Annotated in this window: 18 protein-coding genes; 9 read left to right on the forward strand and 9 right to left on the reverse strand. The window is 39.4% G+C overall.

What is annotated here, in order from left to right:
- Positions 1–93 precede the first annotated feature (93 nt).
- Positions 94–1,770 carry a VRR-NUC domain-containing protein gene (locus G9H60_RS12145; RefSeq protein ID WP_223144323.1) on the forward strand — a complete coding sequence of 559 codons (1,677 nt, stop codon included), beginning with the start codon at positions 94–96 and terminating at the stop codon, positions 1,768–1,770.
- Between the two features lie 172 nt (positions 1,771–1,942).
- On the forward strand, positions 1,943–2,278 hold the full coding sequence (locus G9H60_RS12150) for an HPF/RaiA family ribosome-associated protein (protein WP_223144324.1): 336 nt from the start codon (positions 1,943–1,945) through the stop codon (positions 2,276–2,278).
- Positions 2,279–2,340: 62 nt separating this feature from the next.
- Here the strand turns inward: G9H60_RS12150 and metK are convergent, their stop codons facing one another.
- The 5 genes from metK to ytxJ form a co-directional block, all read right to left on the reverse strand.
- A complete protein-coding gene (gene metK, locus G9H60_RS12155) occupies positions 2,341–3,597 on the reverse strand; it encodes a methionine adenosyltransferase (protein WP_223144325.1) in 1,257 nt (418 codons plus the stop codon).
- Between the two features lie 92 nt (positions 3,598–3,689).
- Complete coding sequence (locus tag G9H60_RS12160) at positions 3,690–4,871, reverse strand: lycopene cyclase family protein (protein WP_223144326.1); 1,182 nt, start codon at positions 4,869–4,871, stop codon at positions 3,690–3,692.
- A gap of 6 nt (positions 4,872–4,877) precedes the next feature.
- Positions 4,878–5,747, reverse strand: a complete 870-nt coding sequence (lipA, locus tag G9H60_RS12165) for a lipoyl synthase (RefSeq protein WP_223144327.1) — start codon at positions 5,745–5,747, stop codon at positions 4,878–4,880.
- Positions 5,748–5,753: 6 nt separating this feature from the next.
- Positions 5,754–6,590, reverse strand: a complete 837-nt coding sequence (locus tag G9H60_RS12170) for a hypothetical protein (RefSeq protein WP_223144328.1) — start codon at positions 6,588–6,590, stop codon at positions 5,754–5,756.
- 1 nt (position 6,591) lies between these two features.
- On the reverse strand, positions 6,592–6,924 hold the full coding sequence (gene ytxJ, locus G9H60_RS12175) for a bacillithiol system redox-active protein YtxJ (protein ID WP_223144329.1): 333 nt from the start codon (positions 6,922–6,924) through the stop codon (positions 6,592–6,594).
- Positions 6,925–7,047: 123 nt separating this feature from the next.
- Here ytxJ and G9H60_RS12180 point away from each other — a divergent pair, with 123 nt between their 5' ends.
- Genes G9H60_RS12180 through G9H60_RS12190 form a run of 3 tightly spaced genes read left to right on the forward strand, consistent with a single transcriptional unit; the run spans position 7,048 to position 10,103 of the window.
- Positions 7,048–8,241, forward strand: coding sequence for a 3-deoxy-D-manno-octulosonic acid transferase (locus tag G9H60_RS12180; RefSeq protein ID WP_223144330.1), 1,194 nt, complete (start codon positions 7,048–7,050; stop codon positions 8,239–8,241).
- On the forward strand, positions 8,234–9,172 hold the full coding sequence (gene rsgA / locus G9H60_RS12185) for a ribosome small subunit-dependent GTPase A (protein WP_223144331.1): 939 nt from the start codon (positions 8,234–8,236) through the stop codon (positions 9,170–9,172). Before G9H60_RS12180 ends, rsgA begins: the two co-directional genes overlap by 8 nt.
- Positions 9,173–9,185: 13 nt before the next feature.
- On the forward strand, positions 9,186–10,103 hold the full coding sequence (locus G9H60_RS12190; protein WP_223144332.1) for an ROK family protein: 918 nt from the start codon (positions 9,186–9,188) through the stop codon (positions 10,101–10,103).
- A gap of 72 nt (positions 10,104–10,175) precedes the next feature.
- Here G9H60_RS12190 and G9H60_RS12195 read toward each other — a convergent pair whose 3' ends face one another.
- Both G9H60_RS12195 and G9H60_RS12200 read right to left on the reverse strand, forming a co-directional pair.
- Positions 10,176–11,282, reverse strand: coding sequence for an acyltransferase family protein (locus G9H60_RS12195; protein ID WP_223144333.1), 1,107 nt, complete (start codon positions 11,280–11,282; stop codon positions 10,176–10,178).
- 6 nt (positions 11,283–11,288) lie between these two features.
- Positions 11,289–12,950, reverse strand: a complete 1,662-nt coding sequence (locus G9H60_RS12200) for a S8 family serine peptidase (protein ID WP_223144334.1) — start codon at positions 12,948–12,950, stop codon at positions 11,289–11,291.
- Between the two features lie 53 nt (positions 12,951–13,003).
- Between G9H60_RS12200 and G9H60_RS12205 the strand changes: the two genes are divergently transcribed.
- The 4 genes from G9H60_RS12205 to G9H60_RS12220 are packed head-to-tail and all read left to right on the forward strand — an operon-like array spanning position 13,004 to position 16,266.
- A complete protein-coding gene (locus tag G9H60_RS12205) occupies positions 13,004–13,414 on the forward strand; it encodes a hypothetical protein (protein WP_223144335.1) in 411 nt (136 codons plus the stop codon).
- A 49-nt stretch (positions 13,415–13,463) separates the two neighbouring features.
- Positions 13,464–15,698: a TonB-dependent receptor gene (locus G9H60_RS12210; protein WP_223144336.1), complete on the forward strand. Its 2,235-nt coding sequence runs from the start codon at positions 13,464–13,466 to the stop codon at positions 15,696–15,698.
- 11 nt (positions 15,699–15,709) lie between these two features.
- The gene (locus G9H60_RS12215) at positions 15,710–15,928 is read left to right on the forward strand and encodes a heavy metal-binding domain-containing protein (RefSeq protein WP_166232825.1); all 219 of its coding nucleotides are present in this window, start codon (positions 15,710–15,712) and stop codon (positions 15,926–15,928) included.
- Positions 15,928–16,266 carry a heavy-metal-associated domain-containing protein gene (locus G9H60_RS12220; protein WP_223144337.1) on the forward strand — a complete coding sequence of 113 codons (339 nt, stop codon included), beginning with the start codon at positions 15,928–15,930 and terminating at the stop codon, positions 16,264–16,266. Before G9H60_RS12215 ends, G9H60_RS12220 begins: the two co-directional genes overlap by 1 nt.
- Positions 16,267–16,392: 126 nt before the next feature.
- On the opposite strand, the gene G9H60_RS12225 is transcribed toward G9H60_RS12220, so the two are convergent.
- Both G9H60_RS12225 and G9H60_RS12230 read right to left on the reverse strand, forming a co-directional pair.
- On the reverse strand, positions 16,393–18,519 hold the full coding sequence (locus G9H60_RS12225) for a Tex family protein (protein ID WP_223144338.1): 2,127 nt from the start codon (positions 18,517–18,519) through the stop codon (positions 16,393–16,395).
- A gap of 26 nt (positions 18,520–18,545) precedes the next feature.
- A complete protein-coding gene (locus tag G9H60_RS12230; protein ID WP_223144339.1) occupies positions 18,546–19,250 on the reverse strand; it encodes an XRE family transcriptional regulator in 705 nt (234 codons plus the stop codon).
- Between the last annotated feature and the right edge of the window lie 36 nt (positions 19,251–19,286).

A 19,286-nucleotide genomic window follows, 5' to 3' on the forward strand; every position in this document is an offset into this window, starting at 1 on the left:
TGTTAATTGTTGAAAAAATCTAATTTTCTGTTGAAAATCTCGAAATTAATAGTCGAATAGTACAATTTTTACCCTTTGAAGGTTTCTCCGTATATGGATAACAGTCCAATTCCTAATTTATCACCCACCTATTATTGGGATTATTTCCAATATGTATTGCGTTATGTAACAAAGCATTATGCCGAACTTTTGGATGAAAATGAAAGGACTTTTATTCATGATTTTGAAACTTCATCCTTTGCTGCACAATGTTTGTATTTACGCTTAGCATCTCGGAGAACCATTTGGTTTCAAGAAGACTTGCTACAATACCCTGAAATTCCATCTTTAGAAGATGCCAAAAGAGAGTTATTCCATTTGAATCTGTTGGAAAGAATAGGTCAAACCGAGGGACAGTCTGCCTATGCATGTTTGGCTAATTTGAATAAAGCTATTTGTTTCGATTTGATTCAAATACCTGGGCAAAAAAGTCCAGTACCGAAATCCGTTTCAAAACCAGTTTTGCTTCAATATATACTTGAAAACCTCAGGGAAGAAGAGCTGCTTTTACGTTTAGAACAGCTCCATATCAGTCTAATTCGACCTTTACAGACAACCTATTTTCATTTCATTCAATTCTTATTTTTTGGTAGTCGCAATCATGATTTAACGGATTTTGTAGTTCGAGATTTGGGTCATCGTCAATTTATTGATATTGATGAGGCAGATTTAGTGCCTTATTTTTCCAATCGCGAGGAAGCCATTCAGAAATGGCGTATCAGTATTTGGCGGGAATGGTTTTTTGAAAAGTCAAAGGAAGAGAATGCCGTAGAAGAAGTCATGGCGAGTTGGCAAGCGAATATGTGGCCTTTGGTACCGGAATTATTGGAATTATGTATAGGTAGTTTTGAAAGGACCTTATTTCATGTAGCGCGTTGGTTGGAACGCCAAGGTGAATTGGAAATGGCACTATCCTTGTATGAAGAAAGTTTAGCGGGAGCCTCTTTGGAACGGCGAGTCCGACTATTGCTTAAGCTAAAGCGAATCGATGAGGCCATGATGTGGGCTAGAACAGGTTTGGAATTGATTTCAAATCCCAAGGAAAGGCATTTTTTTGAGGATTTCTTATTGAAACAAGCCTCTAAAAAGCAGATAAAACAAGTTACTGCAAGTTTGAAAGAGGCGGAAAAATTGGCCATATCGATGGAATGGAAAGACCAAGTAGAGGAAGGTGTGGTGGATTATTTTAGAAATCAAGGCTATTATGCCGCATTTACGGAAAATCGAGTTTGGAAGAATTTGATGGGACTTTGGTTTTGGGAATTGATATTTCAACAAAATAAGTCGGGATTTCATCATCCATTTCAATATGCTCCAAGTCATTATGCCCGAGAAAATTTTGCCATAGATTTAGCTGATGAGTTTAGGACATATTTGAATCTCATCGAAGATGAAGGAAGTTGGTGGGAATTAATGAAGCAAAATGCGGAGAAAAATCAAGGGAAAATGAACCCCTTGGTGGATTGGCAAAATCTAGATTTTGATCTCCTTCAACGTCTGGTACACGTTATTCCTAAATCATCTTTATTGGAAGTAGTATCCTATATGTGGCATCATTTGGCGACTCATTCCAAAGGTTTTCCTGATTTATTCATCCAAAAAGGGGAGGAATATGCTTTTATAGAAGTTAAATCGCCCAATGATCATCTATCAGCCATACAGTATTTTTGGCATGACTTTTTCAGGCAGCAGGAAATAGCCATTCGCCTCATCCGAGTGGAATGGGTGTAGTCTAGTATTTTTTTATAGATTGTTGGCCGTTTAAGATAATTGTAAAATTATTCTTGAAATGCTTGACATCGTTTTGAAAATATTCTACATTTCTGATGAATCTAGAACGTTCTTTATGTTGTAGGCTTTGTCGGATTCCCAAAGCATTATTTCACCTTTAAATTTCAAGCTTATGAAAGTGCAAGTTCATGCCATCCACTTTACAGCGGATCGTAAATTAGTCGAGAGTATCCAAGCTAAGTTGAACAAATTAGAAACCTTTTATGATCGAATAACCAGCGGAGAGGTATTTCTTAAATTAGAACAAGGGGAGGGGAAAGTCAAAGAAAAGTTACTTGAAATTAAAATTGCTGTACCTGGTGCTATTTTGTTTGTCAAAGAGAAAGCCAGGTCCTTTGAAGAAGCCTTAGATTTGGCATTGAATGCCATCGCCGAACAGATTAAACGCTTTAAGGCTAAAATAACGCAAGTAAAAGCTGCAAAAACGGCTCTTGATATACCAGAGTAGTTTTATTAGGTAATGAAAAAGGGGACAATTTGTCCCCTTTTTTTATGCTCTAAAATGGTTTATTAGATTTGAAAAGCAGCTTTTACCGCATCTACATAATCTAATTTTTCCCAAGTGAATAATTCTACTTCTTGGCTGATTTTTTGTCCATTGGGTCCAACGAAAGTCTTGTTAACTACTTCGTTTTTACGTCCCATGTGTCCATAAGCAGCTGTTTCAGAGTACATTGGGTTTCTTAATTTCAAACGTTGTTCGATGAAATATGGACGCATATCAAAAATCGCTTCTACTTTTTTAGCGATTTCGCCATCTGTCATGTTCACTTTAGCTGTTCCATAGGTATCGATGAATAAACCGCATGGTTTAGCCACACCAATGGCATAAGAAACTTGAACTAAAACCTGATCACATAAACCAGCAGCAACTAAGTTTTTAGCAATATGACGCGTAGCATAAGCAGCAGAACGGTCAACTTTGGAAGGATCTTTTCCTGAAAATGCACCACCACCGTGAGCACCTTTTCCACCGTATGTATCAACAATAATCTTACGACCTGTTAGACCTGTATCTCCGTGAGGACCACCAATCACAAATTTACCTGTTGGGTTGATGTGGTAGGTAATCGCATCATTGAATAATGCCTGTAATTCAGGTTTTAGATTAGCTTTAACACGTGGAATAACGATTTCAACAATATCTTTCTTGATTTTAGCTAACATTTCTGGTTCAGCAGCAAAATCATCATGCTGGGTTGAAACTACAATGGTATCAATACGTTGAGGTACATGATCATCAGAGTATTCAATCGTTACTTGAGATTTAGCATCTGGACGTAAATAACCAATTAATCCAGACTCGTTATTACGAATGTAAGATAGTTCCTGAAGAATTTTATGAGCTAAATCCAATGCCAAAGGCATGTAATTATCGGTTTCTTTCGTGGCAAAACCAAACATCATCCCTTGGTCTCCTGCACCTTGCTCTTCTGGCTTAGCACGTTCTACACCTTGGTTGATATCCGCCGATTGTTCATGAATGGCAGATAAAATACCACATGAATTGGCTTCAAACATGTATTCTGATTTAGTATAACCAATTTTACGAATAACCTCACGTGTAATAGCTTGTACATCTAGGTAGGTATTCGTTTTAACTTCTCCAGCTAAAATCACTTGACCTGTGGTAACTAGTGTTTCACAAGCAACTTTTGAAGTTGGATCAAAAGCCATAAAGTGGTCAATAAGTGCATCTGAGATTTGATCGGCTACCTTGTCTGGATGTCCTTCAGATACCGATTCAGACGTGAATAAATATGCCATTGGCGAAACAGTTTATATGTTTGATGTGATAATTCTGACAAAAATACAATTTATCTTACGAAGCTACAAATGCTAATGCAGCTTTTAAATACTTATTTTGAGCGATTTATCAAGTGGTATACAGCTCGTATAAAAGGAAGGGAGGGAACAGTGGTCATCAAGCTGAGATCTTCCCAGAAGCTGGTTTTCTCATCCAAAAAACGCAGCATTTTGCTTCCAGTGTTTTTCTGAAACAATGATTCAAATACCTCACTTCCTGCAATGGATTGTTCTAAAAGTACTTGTATGAAGACATTGTCTAGCCAGGTTTTAAATGCATTTTGAGGCAGCACATAAGCTTGAGAATGCTCCTTTTCTAGCTCTTTAACTAGTGCTTGATTGATGCGCTGAGTACGCAAAAAACTATAGCCAGTAGATGCTTTCACATAAGCCCCAGAAGTGCCAATGCGTAGGATTTTTTCAGAGACCATTTGACTATCCCTTGGATCTAAACACATCGGAATAATCCCTTTTTCTTCTTCTTTAATCAAGTAGTCTTCTTCACCCAAGCCATAAAATGCTTGTAAGTAAGATTTAATCTTATCTCGGTAAAAAGAAGCATCTCTCACTTGAGCTGAGAAAAAGGTATATTCAAATAATGCTTTTGTGGAGGAGGTAGGCAAAATGTACATGAATTCACTTTCTTTACCTTGAGCCACTCTGAAATCAAATAAATGAACCGCTTCCGCTTTGAAAATTGGGAAATGGCACTCAATCTCCCAACCCAAAAAATGTTGTTTTAGATGAAGTGGATTGTCGATTTCACATGGAAATGCCGAATAAGAATCAAATACTTTATCTGTGGCATGAAAATCACCAAGGGAAGTTTTGACTTGGGTAGTTTCTTCTTCTATTTTGATTTCGGAGACTTCGGCTTGTAAAAATTCGATATTGGGGAATTGACTCAGCTCCTTTTTGATGTAGGTATACCAATCTATACTTCGGATTTTATGGTATTGAAATGGAGCAATATCTACTGCAATACTTTTTCCTGTGGGTCCATGAAACCATAAGTTTTTCCAGCTTTTTTGTGCCAAAGAATCAAAAACTTCCGGCTTATCTGACCAATAGCACCAGATTTTATCATTGACTGTTTTGTTCGATGGGTCAATGATTAACATGGGCTCATGGGCCCTTTTACTTTGACTTAAGAAATAAACCAAAGATAGGGCAGACATACCCCCTCCAGCGAAAATGTATCGATAGGTTTTACTGGAAGGGTAAGCTATAGTCATGAGGCATTAAATATGGCGTTCTGCATGATAACTGGAACGAACCAATGCCCCAGATTCTACATAAGCTAAGCCTCTTTTTAATCCCTCTTCTTTATACATGGCAAAAGTGTCAGGATGAATCCATTCAATCACTTCATGATGCATTTTAGTTGGTTGAAGGTATTGACCTAAGGTTAACACATCCAATCCGTGAGCCACTAAATCATCCATTGCCTTGAATACTTCATCTTGTTTTTCTCCTAAACCTAACATGATGCCTGATTTTGTTCTTTTACCAAAGTCTTTTGTTCGTTGGATTTGCTCCAAACTACGTTCGTATTTAGCCTGTGGACGTACATAGCGGTATAAGCTTGCCACGGTTTCCATGTTGTGTGAAACAACTTCTTGTCCCGCTTCTATCATGCGAATCAAGGCATCCCAATTTCCTTTGGTATCAGGAATTAAGGTTTCAATGGTCGTTTGTGGTGTGCTTTCTTTCACTGCACGAACCGTTTGGTACCAAATTTCAGCTCCTTTGTCTTTCAGTTCATCTCGATTAACAGATGTAATGACCGCGTGCTTCACTTGCATAAGTCGAATGGCTTCAGCCACACGCCTAGGTTCATCCTCGTCATACTCAGGTGGTCTACCTGTTGCAACAGCACAGAATGTACAAGAACGCGTGCAAACATTTCCTAATATCATGAAGGTAGCTGTTCCTTCACCCCAGCATTCTCCCATGTTTGGGCAATTGCCTGATTGACAAATGGTATGCAATTTATATTCATCCACAATCTTCCGAACATTCGTGTATTTCTCACCAATGGGAAGTTTAACACGAAGCCAATCGGGTTTACGTGTGTTTGCTGCGGGATTTATCTGGGGTAATTCAATCATCTTATATCAATATGTTCTTCCGAAGAAAAAAGTTAAGTAACCAGTTGTGTAAACTGATCTAGGAGCCGTTTGGTTAAGGATTTCAACAGGATTTTGGAAAACATCCACAATAAAGCCTACTTCCAAACTTAAATAATTGTGCTTAATCGTATTTAATTCAATGTCAAAACCGGATTTCAAATGCCAACCCGGGACCATTTTAGAATCACCACTGCCAGCAAAATAACCACCTTCACCGATAATCACTGAACGGCCCGTGGTATTGGTCATGGATTCGGTATAAGGAATTGACTTGATAATGGTTCTTCCCGTATTGGGGTCCAAATATGACACATCTACATAGTAGGGGATTTTAAATCCTAGGCTAGGTCCTGTTGCTAATATGCCTTTTAATGCGGCACCTCCTTCACTGGATTTTTTAAACAACATCCATTGCATCCCAAATTCAGGTCGCACAATCAATAAGTTGTTTATTTTGCCCTCTATGTAACTTCGTCCATTATAGGAAAAAGGGGAGGTGAACTCTCGGTAATCTTTTAAATTGACAATATCTAGGCCTATGATGGGTTGTCGACTTGTATTTTTATTCCAAGATTTTCTCAAGTTGATGCCTCCAAAAATACCGGAATTGGTCGTAGTCGTTAGACCGATAGCCCAGGTTCCTCGTTCTGCCAAGGTACTATTTGCAGCTGTATTGCTACCTGATTTAACCGAAGTGCTATTGGCTTTACTGTTGGTTTGATTGGGACTAGTCGTCGTGTTGGAAGTACCACTACGTTGAGCCCAGGCTAATCCAGGCATCAATAAAAGCGCCAAAATATACTTAGGTAAAGCCTGCTTCATATTAACGGCTAGTATATGGTTTCAAATCTTCATTGGATATGTCCCAATGAGAGGCATGATAAGTACATTGACCTCCATCTATCACTAAAATTTGTGGAGATTGATGCTCTACTTGAAATGTTTCAGCAATTTGATTAGAAATAGGGCGAAAAGCAATTAAATCTAGTAAATATGCTGGGGTTTCATCTTGATCCCAAGCTCTTTCCAATCTATTTAAGGAGGTTGCAGAGATGGAACAACGGGTGCTATGTTTAAAAATGACAACAGGTTGTTTTTGAGAATCTTCTAAGATGTTTGCTATTTGTTGAGCGTCGTTCAGTGTATTCCAGTTCATAAGAATGATGCAGGTTTTCTGCTTATTTCGTAATTTTAAAGATTCACCTTCAAATTTAAGAAAAACTTGAGAGTTTGGCTGTATTCTTTTGCCTTGTTTTTGTATCGTCAAACCCTGAGAGGCTTGTCAAAGTTCCATCCCAAGGCGAAACTTTGGCATCAAGGGCAACAGGAAGTTTGGGCAGGTTTGGAAAAAGCGTTTGCTCATCAACATCAACCAGTGGCCTGGTTTCATACGGCTTCCTTGGGTGAATTTGAACAAGGAAGGCCAATCATGGAGGCCTATAAAAAGCAGTTCCCTGATCATTTTATTTTAGTCACTTTCTTTTCCCCATCAGGCTATGAGGTTAGAAAGAATTTCGCAGGAGTGGATTTTGTGTCTTATTTACCTTTCGATGGCGCTAGTTCAAGCATGCGTTTTTTGGAATTAGTTAAACCCCAATTAGCCATATTTGTTAAATATGAATTTTGGCATTTTTACTTAACTGGATTAGCCGAGCGGCAAATCCCTTTATTGTTAGTTTCTGCCATATTTCGGCCCAAACAGGTTTTTTTCGCTTGGTATGGGGGATTTTATCGCAACTTATTGAAGCAATTCAATCATTTGTTTGTTCAAGATCAAACTTCCAAAGATTTATTACATAGTATTGGAATTGAACATGTTCATGTGGCTGGAGATACCCGCTTTGATCGGGTTTTAGCACAGTCTAAACAAGTAAGCTCTTGGGATATATTGGAGGATTTTCTACAAGGACAAGCCTTTGCCGTGTTGGGATCTGTTTGGCAAGCCGACATGGATCGAATTATACCTTTGATCAATAAACAATCTTTGCCGATTAAATGGGTCATTGCTCCTCATGAAATTAAGGATGCTGAGTTGGAGCAATGGAAAAACGCAATACAATTATCCTCTGTATATTCTCGTGGAAATTCCAAAGTAAACTGGGCCGAACATCAAGTGTTATTCGTAAATGAAGTAGGTCGCTTATCTTCTATTTATCAGGGAGCAGATTTTGCTTTTATTGGCGGGGCCTATGGAGATGGATTACATAATACTTTGGAAGCAGCGGTATTTGGTCCTGCGATTGCATTTGGAGATGTGAACTACCTAAAATTTAGAGAGGCTTGTGCCTTAATAGAAGAAGGCATTGCTCGGACTATTTCCACGACAGACGAATTAGAAAAATATTGGTTAGACTTGTGGAATAATCCTAATCAAAGAACCTTAATAAAGGCTAAATCGGAAGCTTTCATTGCTAAAAATACAGGGGCAACCGATGCCATTATGCACATTTTAAAGAATAATCAACATGACTGAGCCAAAGAAAAAAGGATTGATTGTTCGCTCCACGGGCTCCTGGTATGAGATTCGTTCGGAAGAAGGAAAGGTGTATAATGGACGTTTGAAAGGGAAATTTAAATTAAAAGGTCCTCAGACCTCTAATCCCATTGCCGTGGGGGATTGGGTCATTTACGAAATGGAAGATGAAGTACATCAAACTGTTTTGATAGTGGAGATTTTACCTCGACAAAACTATTTGATTCGAAAGTCTGTCCATAAAACGGGTCAAGGGCAATTGTTAGCCGCCAATATTGATCAAGCCATTTTCATCATGACGTATAAAATGCCTAAAACATCTTTGGGCTTTTTGGATCGATTTTTAGTGACCGCAGAGGCATTTCGCATCCCGGTACAAATTGTATTCAATAAAATGGATTTGCTAAATGAAGAGGAGCAAGATCAGGTTTTTGAATGGGCTGGTTTATATCAATCCTTAGGATATGGAATATTGTTTACTTCCATACCCAAAGAACAAGGCATAGATGAGTTTAAAGACATGTTTCAAGGTAAGGTATCCTTGATGTCGGGTCATTCTGGTGTAGGGAAATCCAGTTTGATGAACATCGTTGCCCCCGATTTACATATCAAAACGAAGGAGGTTTCTGATTTTGCTCAAAAAGGAGTACACACTACTACCTATGCCACCATGTGGGAGCTAGGGGAAAATACCTATTTGATTGATAGCCCAGGAATAAAGGAATTGGGAATTTTAGAAATTGAAAAAGAAGAATTGGCGCATTATTTTCCCGAAATGCGTGAACTTCTAGGCAAATGTAAGTTTAATAATTGCATGCATTTGTCGGAACCTGGCTGTGTAGTGCGAGAGGCATTAGAAGAGGGTGAAATAGCAGAGTCGAGGTATTTTAGTTATTTGAGTATGCTTGAAAATAATGATAATAGACGCTAAACCTAAAAAAACGATGAACAAAGAATTATTATGGGGGATTGATTTGGGGGGGACAAAGATTGAATGTGCGGTTTTGGATAAACAGAATCCAAGTCAAGTAGTTGTAAGAGAACGCATTGATACTGAATCAGCTAAGGGATATGATCATATCATTGCACAAATTAAGGTTTTGGTTGACCGAGTAACGGGTATCATTGGAGAAAAACCTAAGGCCATAGGATTTGCTACACCCGGTGTGTTAAATCCATTGACCAATACCATGAAAAATTGTAATACGGTATGTTTGAATGGACAAGCTTTAGCCACAGATTTAGCTAATACCTTAGGCTGTGAAGTTAAGCTAGCCAATGATGCCAATTGCTTTGCTTTAGCAGAAACTTTGTTAGGTGCCGTGCAAGATGTTAATCCAAATGCAGAAGTCGCTTTTGGGGTTATTATGGGAACGGGAGTAGGAGGAGGCTTAGTGGTTCATGGTAAAATAATCAATGGCTTACATGGCATTGGTGGCGAATGGGGACATAATATTTTGGAAGATGATGGCGATGCTTGTTATTGTGGTAAATCGGGTTGTGTGGAAACGGTCATTTCAGGACCTGCTTTGGAGAAATATTATGAAAAGCATTCGGGTAAAAAAATGAAGTTAAAGGAGATTTTGCAGGCTGCCAAGGACCATTCGGATGCAGACGCCGAAGCGACGGTCGAGCGAATGGTGGATTATTTTGGAAGGGCTATTTCTACCTTAATCAATGTGCTCGATCCAGATGTTATTGTGATTGGCGGTGGTGTCGGTAATGTTGATTTATTGTATTCAGAGGGCTACGAGCGCATTAAAAAGTATATTTTTAATTCTAGAGAGGTGCATACACCTGTGGTTAAACCCAAATTGGGGGATAGTGCAGGGGTGTTTGGAGCGGCGATGTTGTATAGCTAATTAATATACCCGTTAATAAAAAAGCTCATTAGAATCACTAATGAGCTTTTTTTATGACTGGTAAATCTAGTTCTACACTTTTAAGAACCATTTTTTGCGGTAGAATACATAACAAATTATCCAGCAAAGCATTACAAAACTGATGGCATAAGCCAAAGAACCATTGTACTTACCTAGGACAGGTTCAAATAGGTGCCAATACATCCAATTACTAGCCGAGGTAGTACCATCTCCTTCCGCAATTTGCCATTTGTTTAATTGAATGGCCAAGAGCTCTGAAATACCATAGGCTAAAATAGAATTGGTACCAAAGACCAAGAAAAAGGTATTAGCAAATTTCCTTTCTTTGATTTCAATCCACCAATAGATCAAGGCAATTAAGATAAAGTCAATGCCTGCACATAGGAGGACAAAAGAGCTAGACCACAGTTTTTTGTTGATAGGAAAGGCTAAATCCCAAATCAAAGCCAAGACAATAAGACCTGCTCCTGCACTTACTAGCGGGAATGTGACTTCTTTTCCATCGGCTTTTCTTTTTTCTAAAAAGAGGCTTACTTGATAACCAAACAAACAGGTAGAAAAGGCAGGTAAAGTACTTAATAAGCCTTCTGGATCAAAGGCGATACCGTCGCCATGATATAAATGTGAAGGACCAAATAAGAATAAATCAAGCTTACGAACAGCATTGGTACCCAAATCAAAAGCAGCACCTTGATCTCCGAAAACAAGCATTAAAATCCAATAAAGCAATAAAATGGCCACATTGACTCCCGTAAGCCATTTTTCCTCAATGAGTAAAACAATAAATGATATGGCACAGTATGACAGCGCTATCCTAGGCAATACGTTGAGAAAACGCATATTTTCTAAGGAAAAATCGAGGAATGGAAAGTAAAAAATAAGGTAATTGATGAGAAATAATAAGACTGTTCTTTTTAAAATCTTATTCCTCAATGTAGGTGTCAATTGAAATTGAAATGACTTAAAGGCAAAGCGCATGGCTACCCCCACCATGAACAAGAAAGAAGGAAAGACTAAGTCAGTTGGAGTAAATCCATGCCAACTAGCATGTTTTAAAGGAGCATAGGTAAACTCTCCATTTCCAGAGGTATTGACCAAAATCATCATGGCTAAGGTGATACCCCGAAAAATGTCTAGGGAAAGAAAGCGTGTTTTCATGTAGGTTTAGTTTGAAAAATAAAAAGGAATCACTTGTTGGGTGATTTTATCCGTAAATCTAAAATAATATTTACCAGAAACGAGGGGAGGAGGGTAAAAATCTTGTTGGGAATTGGTCCAAGTAAATTCATGAATAATAGCCCCCCAATTGCTAATTAGCTCCACTTTGATCTCTGTAGATAGCTCTCGATCTAAATGAATAGCTTCTCCTAAGGACACCACATTGGGGTAGATTTGAATCTTTGGCTTTTCCAAAGCTGCTGTACTTAGAATAGGATTTAGCAGTTTATCTATTCGGTTAAAGTTCGGAACTCCGTATCCTAAGGAATTATCTGGATTATTACTTTGATGGCCTGATTGCCGAATGGCATTCATGATTTGCCAAGGTGATTTTGTGGGGTTTGCTTGCAAAGTACCTGCCACTAATCCAGCAATGAGGGGTGCTGCAAAGGAAGTTCCATTGGAAGATGTATATGTCCCCAAATAGGTGCCAATAACGGTAGCCTGCCCCATCGCCGCCACATCGGGTTTGATTCGCCCATCAGAACTAGGTCCCCAAGAGCTAAAACTGGCACGAAGTAGGGATTTATCCACGGCCGCTACGGCAAGTATGGAGTCTGCATCGGCTGGGGATGCAATGTATTTCCAAGCAGCTGCTCCATCATTTCCCGCAGAAATAGTACAAATGATACCTCTTTGTGCAGCCCAAGCCGCAGCTTTACTACTTAAGGCTGTTTTGCCATTCATTTCCGCATAGGTATGATTACTTGATTTTACATCAAATACGGTATAGCCCAGCGAAGAGCTAATAACATCGGTACCTAAACTATCTGCCCATTCAGCGCCCCGTAGCCAATTAACTTCTTCCACTATTTTTTCGGTACTTCCTTCTTCTGTTTGAGCTAATGCCAATTGTGCTTGATAGGCTGTTCCAATGAGTTTGCCGGGAGTATAGCCAGCTATGGTACTTAAAACATGCGTCCCATGTGAACCCTGGCTATATACGTCAGTCAAACCCGGTGTTGTAGTCAGGGTGGAAATGATTCTTTTTTCGGAAAAAGCCTTTTGTAGATAGGGCGTATTATTGGCATTTAGGAAGCCCTCATCCAATAAGCTAATCAGTATGCCCTCTCCATGGAAACCTTTGATATGCATACTGTTAACGCCCAATTGACTGATTTGTATGCTGGAGTTTCCATAATCTAAACTATCAGCTAAGGTGATGGATGCTTGGGCTAATTCAGTTAGTTTGGGTTTTTTCTTTAAAATTTGAAAACTGGAACTGGAATCAATGGGGTAAGCATAATATAAACCTTTGACACCTGCCTGATTTAAGGTCTTGGCTAAATCTTTTGGTTTTTGTTGAATCAAGGCTCCATTAATCCATTTCAAAGGAAAAAGTATTTTAGCTCCGCTTTTTTGAACATTTAATAAATATTCTGGGTTTACAGGTAAGTCTTGTTCTTTCAGACTAATCTTATGTTTTTTCCTGCGTTCTATCGATCGAGCACTAAGAAACTTATCAGGTTGGGAAATAGAATAAGGAGAGTTGGCTTTATCTTTAAATAAAATGAGGTATCGGTAGCTGTCATTCTGAGCCCAAGTATGGCTACAGCTTAACAGTAAACTGATAAAAAAAAGGAGATAAAGTGGTTTAATGAAAGACATTAAGCTAATATATTTAATTAATGTGTAAATTTGATTGTTTCAAACATATTTTGATGAAAAGCGCTATCCAACGTTTTTTCTTGGTGTTCTTGTCAGCATGGCTACTAATGGGTCATGTAGGCTTTGCTTATCGTATATCGGATTGTTTGGTTACAGGAAAAAAGAAGATTAGCTGGACTGCCCTCAATGCTCCGCAATCCCCTTCTTCAACCAAAGAAACAAGCATTTCTCGGGCAGCATGTTATGATTATGCCCACATTCAGGTCAAATTTGGTTTTGATCAACAGGTAAAAAAGGTACAAAATTCCCTTGAACAGACACAGTTGTGTTCTGAAGTGTTTGTTCCAAGGTTTTCTAATACAGCTTCTTTCGTTGTCATTGATTCGGAAGAACCAATTCAAGCATCCTCTTATTTAAAGCCATTGCATGAGCGACTGGCATTTATACAGCGTTACAATATTTGAGAAACATCGATTCTATTTAGAATGATTTCTCATCTTTTATTGTAATCATATGTCAATTCACCGAATTATATTGTTGGGATTGCTTTTTACCTTCTCGGTAGCATTACCCTATAGCTTTGGACAAGTGGTCCAAGGTCGAGTTATGAGCTTAGACGCTCAAGGAAACATGGAAGACCTTGTCGGCGCTTCTGTTTATTTCAAACCCATCAAAAAGGGAACTTTAACCGACGTTAAAGGAGCTTTTTCTTTGGATGTACAAGGTAAAACAGGTTGGATGATTTTCAGCTCAACTGGCTTTATCAACGACTCTATTTTTGTCGATAAGAATCAATTTTTGCATGTTCATTTAAAGCCAGCGAACAAAGAGTTGAGCGAAGTACGTGTTGTAGCTGCGCCAGGTAATCATGATGATGTGGCCACACTTCATACGGAAATCTTAACGATGAAGACCTTGGCTAAAGCGGCCTGCTGTAATTTGTCGGAAAGCTTTGAAACCAATGCCTCGGTATCCGTAAGCTTTGCAGATGCGGTGACAGGAGCCAAGCAGATTCAATTGTTAGGTTTATCGGGTACTTACGTGCAAACCAATGTAGAAAATATTCCCTCCATTCGCGGATTAAAAACCACTTATGGCTTAAATTATTTACCTGGAACTTGGATTAAATCCATTGATTTGGCAAAAGGTCAAAGCTCTGTAGTCAATGGTTATGAGTCGATTACCGGAGGAATTAACGTAGAGCTAGCCAAACCAGATACCTCTGAAAAGTATTTTTTGAATGTGTATACGAATTCCCAAGGTCGATTTGAAATCAATCAACAAGGGGCTCATAAATTCAACTCAAGATTATCCACTGGGATTTTCACGCATTATTCCAAGCAAGCAGCTCGTTTAGATGGGAATGGAGATGGGTTCATGGATTTACCGCTTTTCGATTTATGGAATGTCCTGAATCGCTGGAAGTATGCTACGGATCGTTGGATGGTTCAATGGGGCGCATCGTACCTGTATGAAAATCGTTTGGCAGGTCAAAATAAATTTGATGAAAATACGTCTAACCGCTTTTTGGTGTATGGATTTGGAAGTAGGACATCTCGATTTGAAACCTTTGCCAAGATTGCAAGATTGTTTCCTGATAAGCCTTATCAAGGTTTGGGCTTAATTTTGAATACAGCACAGCATCAAAATGACTCCTATTTTGCATTTAAAAACTATATGGGCAGGGAGCAAAGCATGTACGCCAATTTGATTTATCAATCCATCTTTGACAATACCAATCATAGCTGGAAAGCAGGTGCCAGTTTTTTATATGATTCCTACCAAGAGCGATATATTGATTCAACTTTTGCTCGGACGGAATTAGTACCTGGGACATTTTTTGAATATACTTGGACTGTACCCAATCACTTAACCATGGTGTTAGGGAATCGCATGGATTGGCATAATCAATTTGGAGCGCAGTGGGTACCTAGATGGCATTTGAAGTGGGATGCAGCGGAGGATTGGATTGTGCGCTTATCAGCTGGAAAAGGTTGGCGACGAGTAAATCCTTTGGCAGAAAATATGGGATTCTTGGCTAATGGAAGAAGATTGGTGCTTTTAGGTGATTTGAATCCCATGGAAAAAGCCTGGAATTTCGGGGCTACTTTGACAAAGAATTTCCAAATTGGTACTAGAAAAGGAAGTCTAGTATTGGATGCTTTCCGTACTGATTTTGAAAAGCAATGGATAGTAGATATGGAAAATGGAGGTGAGATTCGTATGTATAGTAATCCTGGGGTTTCCTTTGCAAACAGCTGGCAAGCAGAATTAAATTATAGTCCAGCGAAACGATTGGAGCTGAAAGCTGCTTATCGTTATCAAGATGTGCAAGCTGATTATTTGACAATGAAGGGGACAATAAATCGCCTATCCAAGGCCTATTTAAATAAGGATCGGGTATTGGTGAATATCGCCTATTCCACACCTTATGAAAAGTGGAAATATGACTTAACTTGGCAATGGAATGGCAGTAGGAGAATTCCTAACGGAAGTATAACACATGTGCATGACGTGGGTAGTCCAACTTTGTCAGCCACCGCATTTTCTACGGTATATGCGCAGGTAACTCGTCAATTCAAAAAGTGGGAAATATATGTAGGTGCTGAAAATCTGTTTAATTTTACTCAAACTAATCCAATCATGTCTGCCAAAGATCCGTTCAGTCGGGGATTTGATGCTACCATGGTATGGGGGCCTATTGTAGGTCGAATGGTTTATACTGGAATGCGTTATAAAATTCAATAAATAGAAAAACAATGAAAAATGTAATCATGATGGCAGGTCTTATGTTGGGAACATATGGCTTGATGGCACAAGAAAAGCAAGAGCATAAGCACGACACCAGCAAAGCAGGTGCGGATAAAAAAGAAGTTTATCAATGTCCGATGAAATGCGAGGGAAATAAGACCTATGCTAAAAAAGGGAAGTGTCCAGCTTGCACGATGGAATTAAAAGCAGTTAAAAAAGCAGCCTAATGAAAAAGTTAATTTTAGCAGCCTTATTGGCTTTGCCTTTTGTTACATTGGCGGGGCCTAAACAAACGGTTAAAATCAAGACCTCAGCTATTTGTGAAATGTGCAAAGAGCGCATTGAGAAGAATTTAGCATTGAGCAAAGTGATTTCTAAATCAGACTTGGATTTGAAAGACAAGACCATTTCGGTAGAATACAACCCTAAAAAGACAGATGTGGCGGCTATCAAGCGTGCCATTGCTGAAGTGGGATATGATGCTGATGAAGTTGTAGCAGATAGCAAAAGCTATGAAAAATTACCTTCTTGTTGCAAGAAAGGTGCTGCTGCATCAGCTCATTAATTCGAGTAAAAAACTCAACATCAACGCTCTTTTTCTAACGCTGGCAAGGTTCCAAACCTTGACAGCGTTGAGCGTTGTAACGTTTTTCAAATCAATTTTGTTGTCCAATAACTTGATAATGTTGGATTAACGAGCTTTCATGCTCAAGGCAATTCGCTTACGCGCTTCGTCTACTTCGGTAACAGTGACCATTACTTTTTGTTGAACTTTCACCACCTCATTGGGATCTTTCACGAATTTGTCAGCCAGTTGACTCACATGTACCAAACCATCTTGGTGTACTCCAATGTCCACAAAAGCACCAAAATTGGTAATGTTGGTCACAATACCTGCAAGCTTCATTCCCACGCGTAAGTCCTTGATGGAGTTGACTCCCTCCGTAAATTCAAAAGCCTCAAACTGCTCCCTAGGGTCACGTCCGGGTTTCGCCAATTCCTGAACGATGTCGGTCAGGGTAGGGATTCCGACTTCCGAACTTACGTATTTACTAATTTGTATTTCCTTTCTTAATGCTTCATTTTGAAGAAGATCGGACACTTTGCATTGTAAATCCTTCGCCATTTGCTCCACAATGGGATAGCGTTCCGGGTGAACAGCACTCGCATCCAAAGGATTACTCGCTTTTCGAATACGTAAAAATGCGGCAGCTTGCTCAAAGGCTTTTTCCCCTAATCGAGGGACTTTTTTTAAATCGGATCGACGTAAAAATGGGCCATTTTTTTGTCGGTAATCAATGATATTTTGTGCCAACTGCGGTCCTAAACCTGAAATGTAGGATAGGATTTGTTTGGAAGCGGTATTCAATTCAACACCCACTGAGTTAACACACGAAATAACGGTATCATCCAAAGATGCTTGTAGTTTCTTTTGATCTACATCATGCTGATATTGCCCTACGCCAATCGACTTAGGGTCAATCTTCACTAATTCGGCTAAAGGATCCATGAGTCGGCGACCGATGGACACTGCTCCACGAACGGTGATGTCTTTATCAGGAAACTCTTCTCTGGCTACTTCGGAAGCGGAATAAATGGAAGCTCCACTTTCATTGACCATGATGATACTGATGCCATCTAGTCGTAGGTTTTTCACAAAGCTTTCACTCTCTCTACCTGCTGTACCATTACCAATGGCGATGGCCTCAATTTGATATTTCTTAACCCAAGAACGTAGCGTTTGTTCGGCTTCTTGAGCCTGCCCAGGGCCAGTATGTGGGTAAATGGTGGTATTCTCTATCAAGTTACCTTGTTCATCTAAATAGACCAATTTACAACCTGTTCTAAAGCCTGGGTCTAAGGAAAGAATACGCTTTTGTCCCAAGGGAGCAGCCAATAGTAATTGACGTACATTCTCAGCAAATACCCGAATCGCTTCTTCGTCGGCTCGTTTTTTAGCCTCTGCTCGCATTTCCGTTTCCATGGCAGGTTGCAGGAGTCTTTTATATCCATCTTGTATGGCTAATTCCACCTGATCGGCACAGGCATTACGACCCGTTAGGAATCGCCGTTCCAATCGGTCTACTACATCATGGTCAGGTCCTTCCAAAGATAGCGTCAAAATACCCTCATTTTCTCCGCGAAATAAAGCTAATATCCGATGAGAAGGAGCTTGAGCCAAGGATTCGGACCAATCAAAATAATCTTTGTATTTAATGCCAGCTTCTTGTTTGCCTTTGCTGACTTTGGATTTCACTTGGGTTTTACGAGCAAAAAGCTGACGCGCATCTTCTCGGGCTTCTGCTTTTTCCATCATTTCTTCCGCCAAAATATCCCGCGCACCTGCAAGAGCCATATCCAAAGAGAGGACACCTTTTTCTTCATCTAAAAATTTCTCGGCTAAATCCTCTGGCGAAAGATTTCTTTGCTGAAATAGGGTATTGGCTAATTCCTGTAAACCTTTTTCTCGAGCAGCCATGGCGCGGGTCTTACGTTTAGGTTTATACGGCAGGTATAGGTCCTCTAGCTTCGCCAAGGTTTCGGCTGCACGAACAGCTCTTTCTAGTTCTGGACTAAGTTTATCCAGTTCTTTCAACGACTTTAAAATGGCTTCTCGGCGTTTTTCTAGTTCGATGGAAAGCTCCATGGCATCCCGAATGTCGCGGATTTGAACTTCATCCAAACTACCTGTCATCTCTTTTCGATAACGGGCAATGAAAGGGATGGTAGCGCCTTCTTCTAATAGGGCAATGGTTTTACGAACGGCATTTTCGCTCAGCTGTAAGCTAGCGGCTATTTTTTGAAAAGGAATGGACATAAATGAAATAAGAGAAAGGCCTTAATTTATTCGTTAGTTTCAGGGAATTCATTGTAGAAATACCCTGCGAATTTCCAGATTTCTTGGATTTCAGTGCCTAGGATAGGATAGGGGTCGTATAGTTTGTTGGTCGACTTCAGAATCAATACATTTTTCTCTTGTAAGTGGTTGATGACTTTTTTCAAAACCACCCCGTCTTCGCGGGTCACGACAATACAGATGGTGCCATCTTTGATGTCTTTCCAATCTTCTACATATTCGGCAAATACCAAAGAGCCGGATTGTAAGGGCAACATAGAATCTCCTTTGATGGGGAATACACGGTATTTACGGTCTTTGGTTAAAAATGGAACTTGAAAAGTCGGTAATTCTTTGATAAAATCCAGGTCGTCATAAGAGGTGGTATATCCTGCCAAAGCCTTCACCGGTACCATCTCAATGTTCTCTTCATTATCGTCGTTAACCGTGGTGGCTAAAATACGTAGCTTAGGTTTATTGGATAGGCCAGGGATTCTTTTGGATAAATCTTCCTTGAGTAATTCGTCTACTTCCACCTCGAAAAAGTTGGCCAATAAGATCAAATCCGCATATTTGGGTTCTGCTCTTCCCGACTCATAAGAGCCCAAAGTAGGTTTTTTTATTTGTAAGATTTCAGCCAGTTTTTCTTGGGAAGTTTTCTCCGACATTTTGCTGCGTAAGAATCGTAAATTCTGGCTAAAAAAAGTGCTCATGTATGTTGCTTATTAATGTAAAATGAATAAAATTCG

The sequence above is a fragment of the Aquirufa aurantiipilula genome, assembly GCF_019923745.1.
Taxonomy (GTDB): domain Bacteria; phylum Bacteroidota; class Bacteroidia; order Cytophagales; family Spirosomataceae; genus Aquirufa; species Aquirufa aurantiipilula.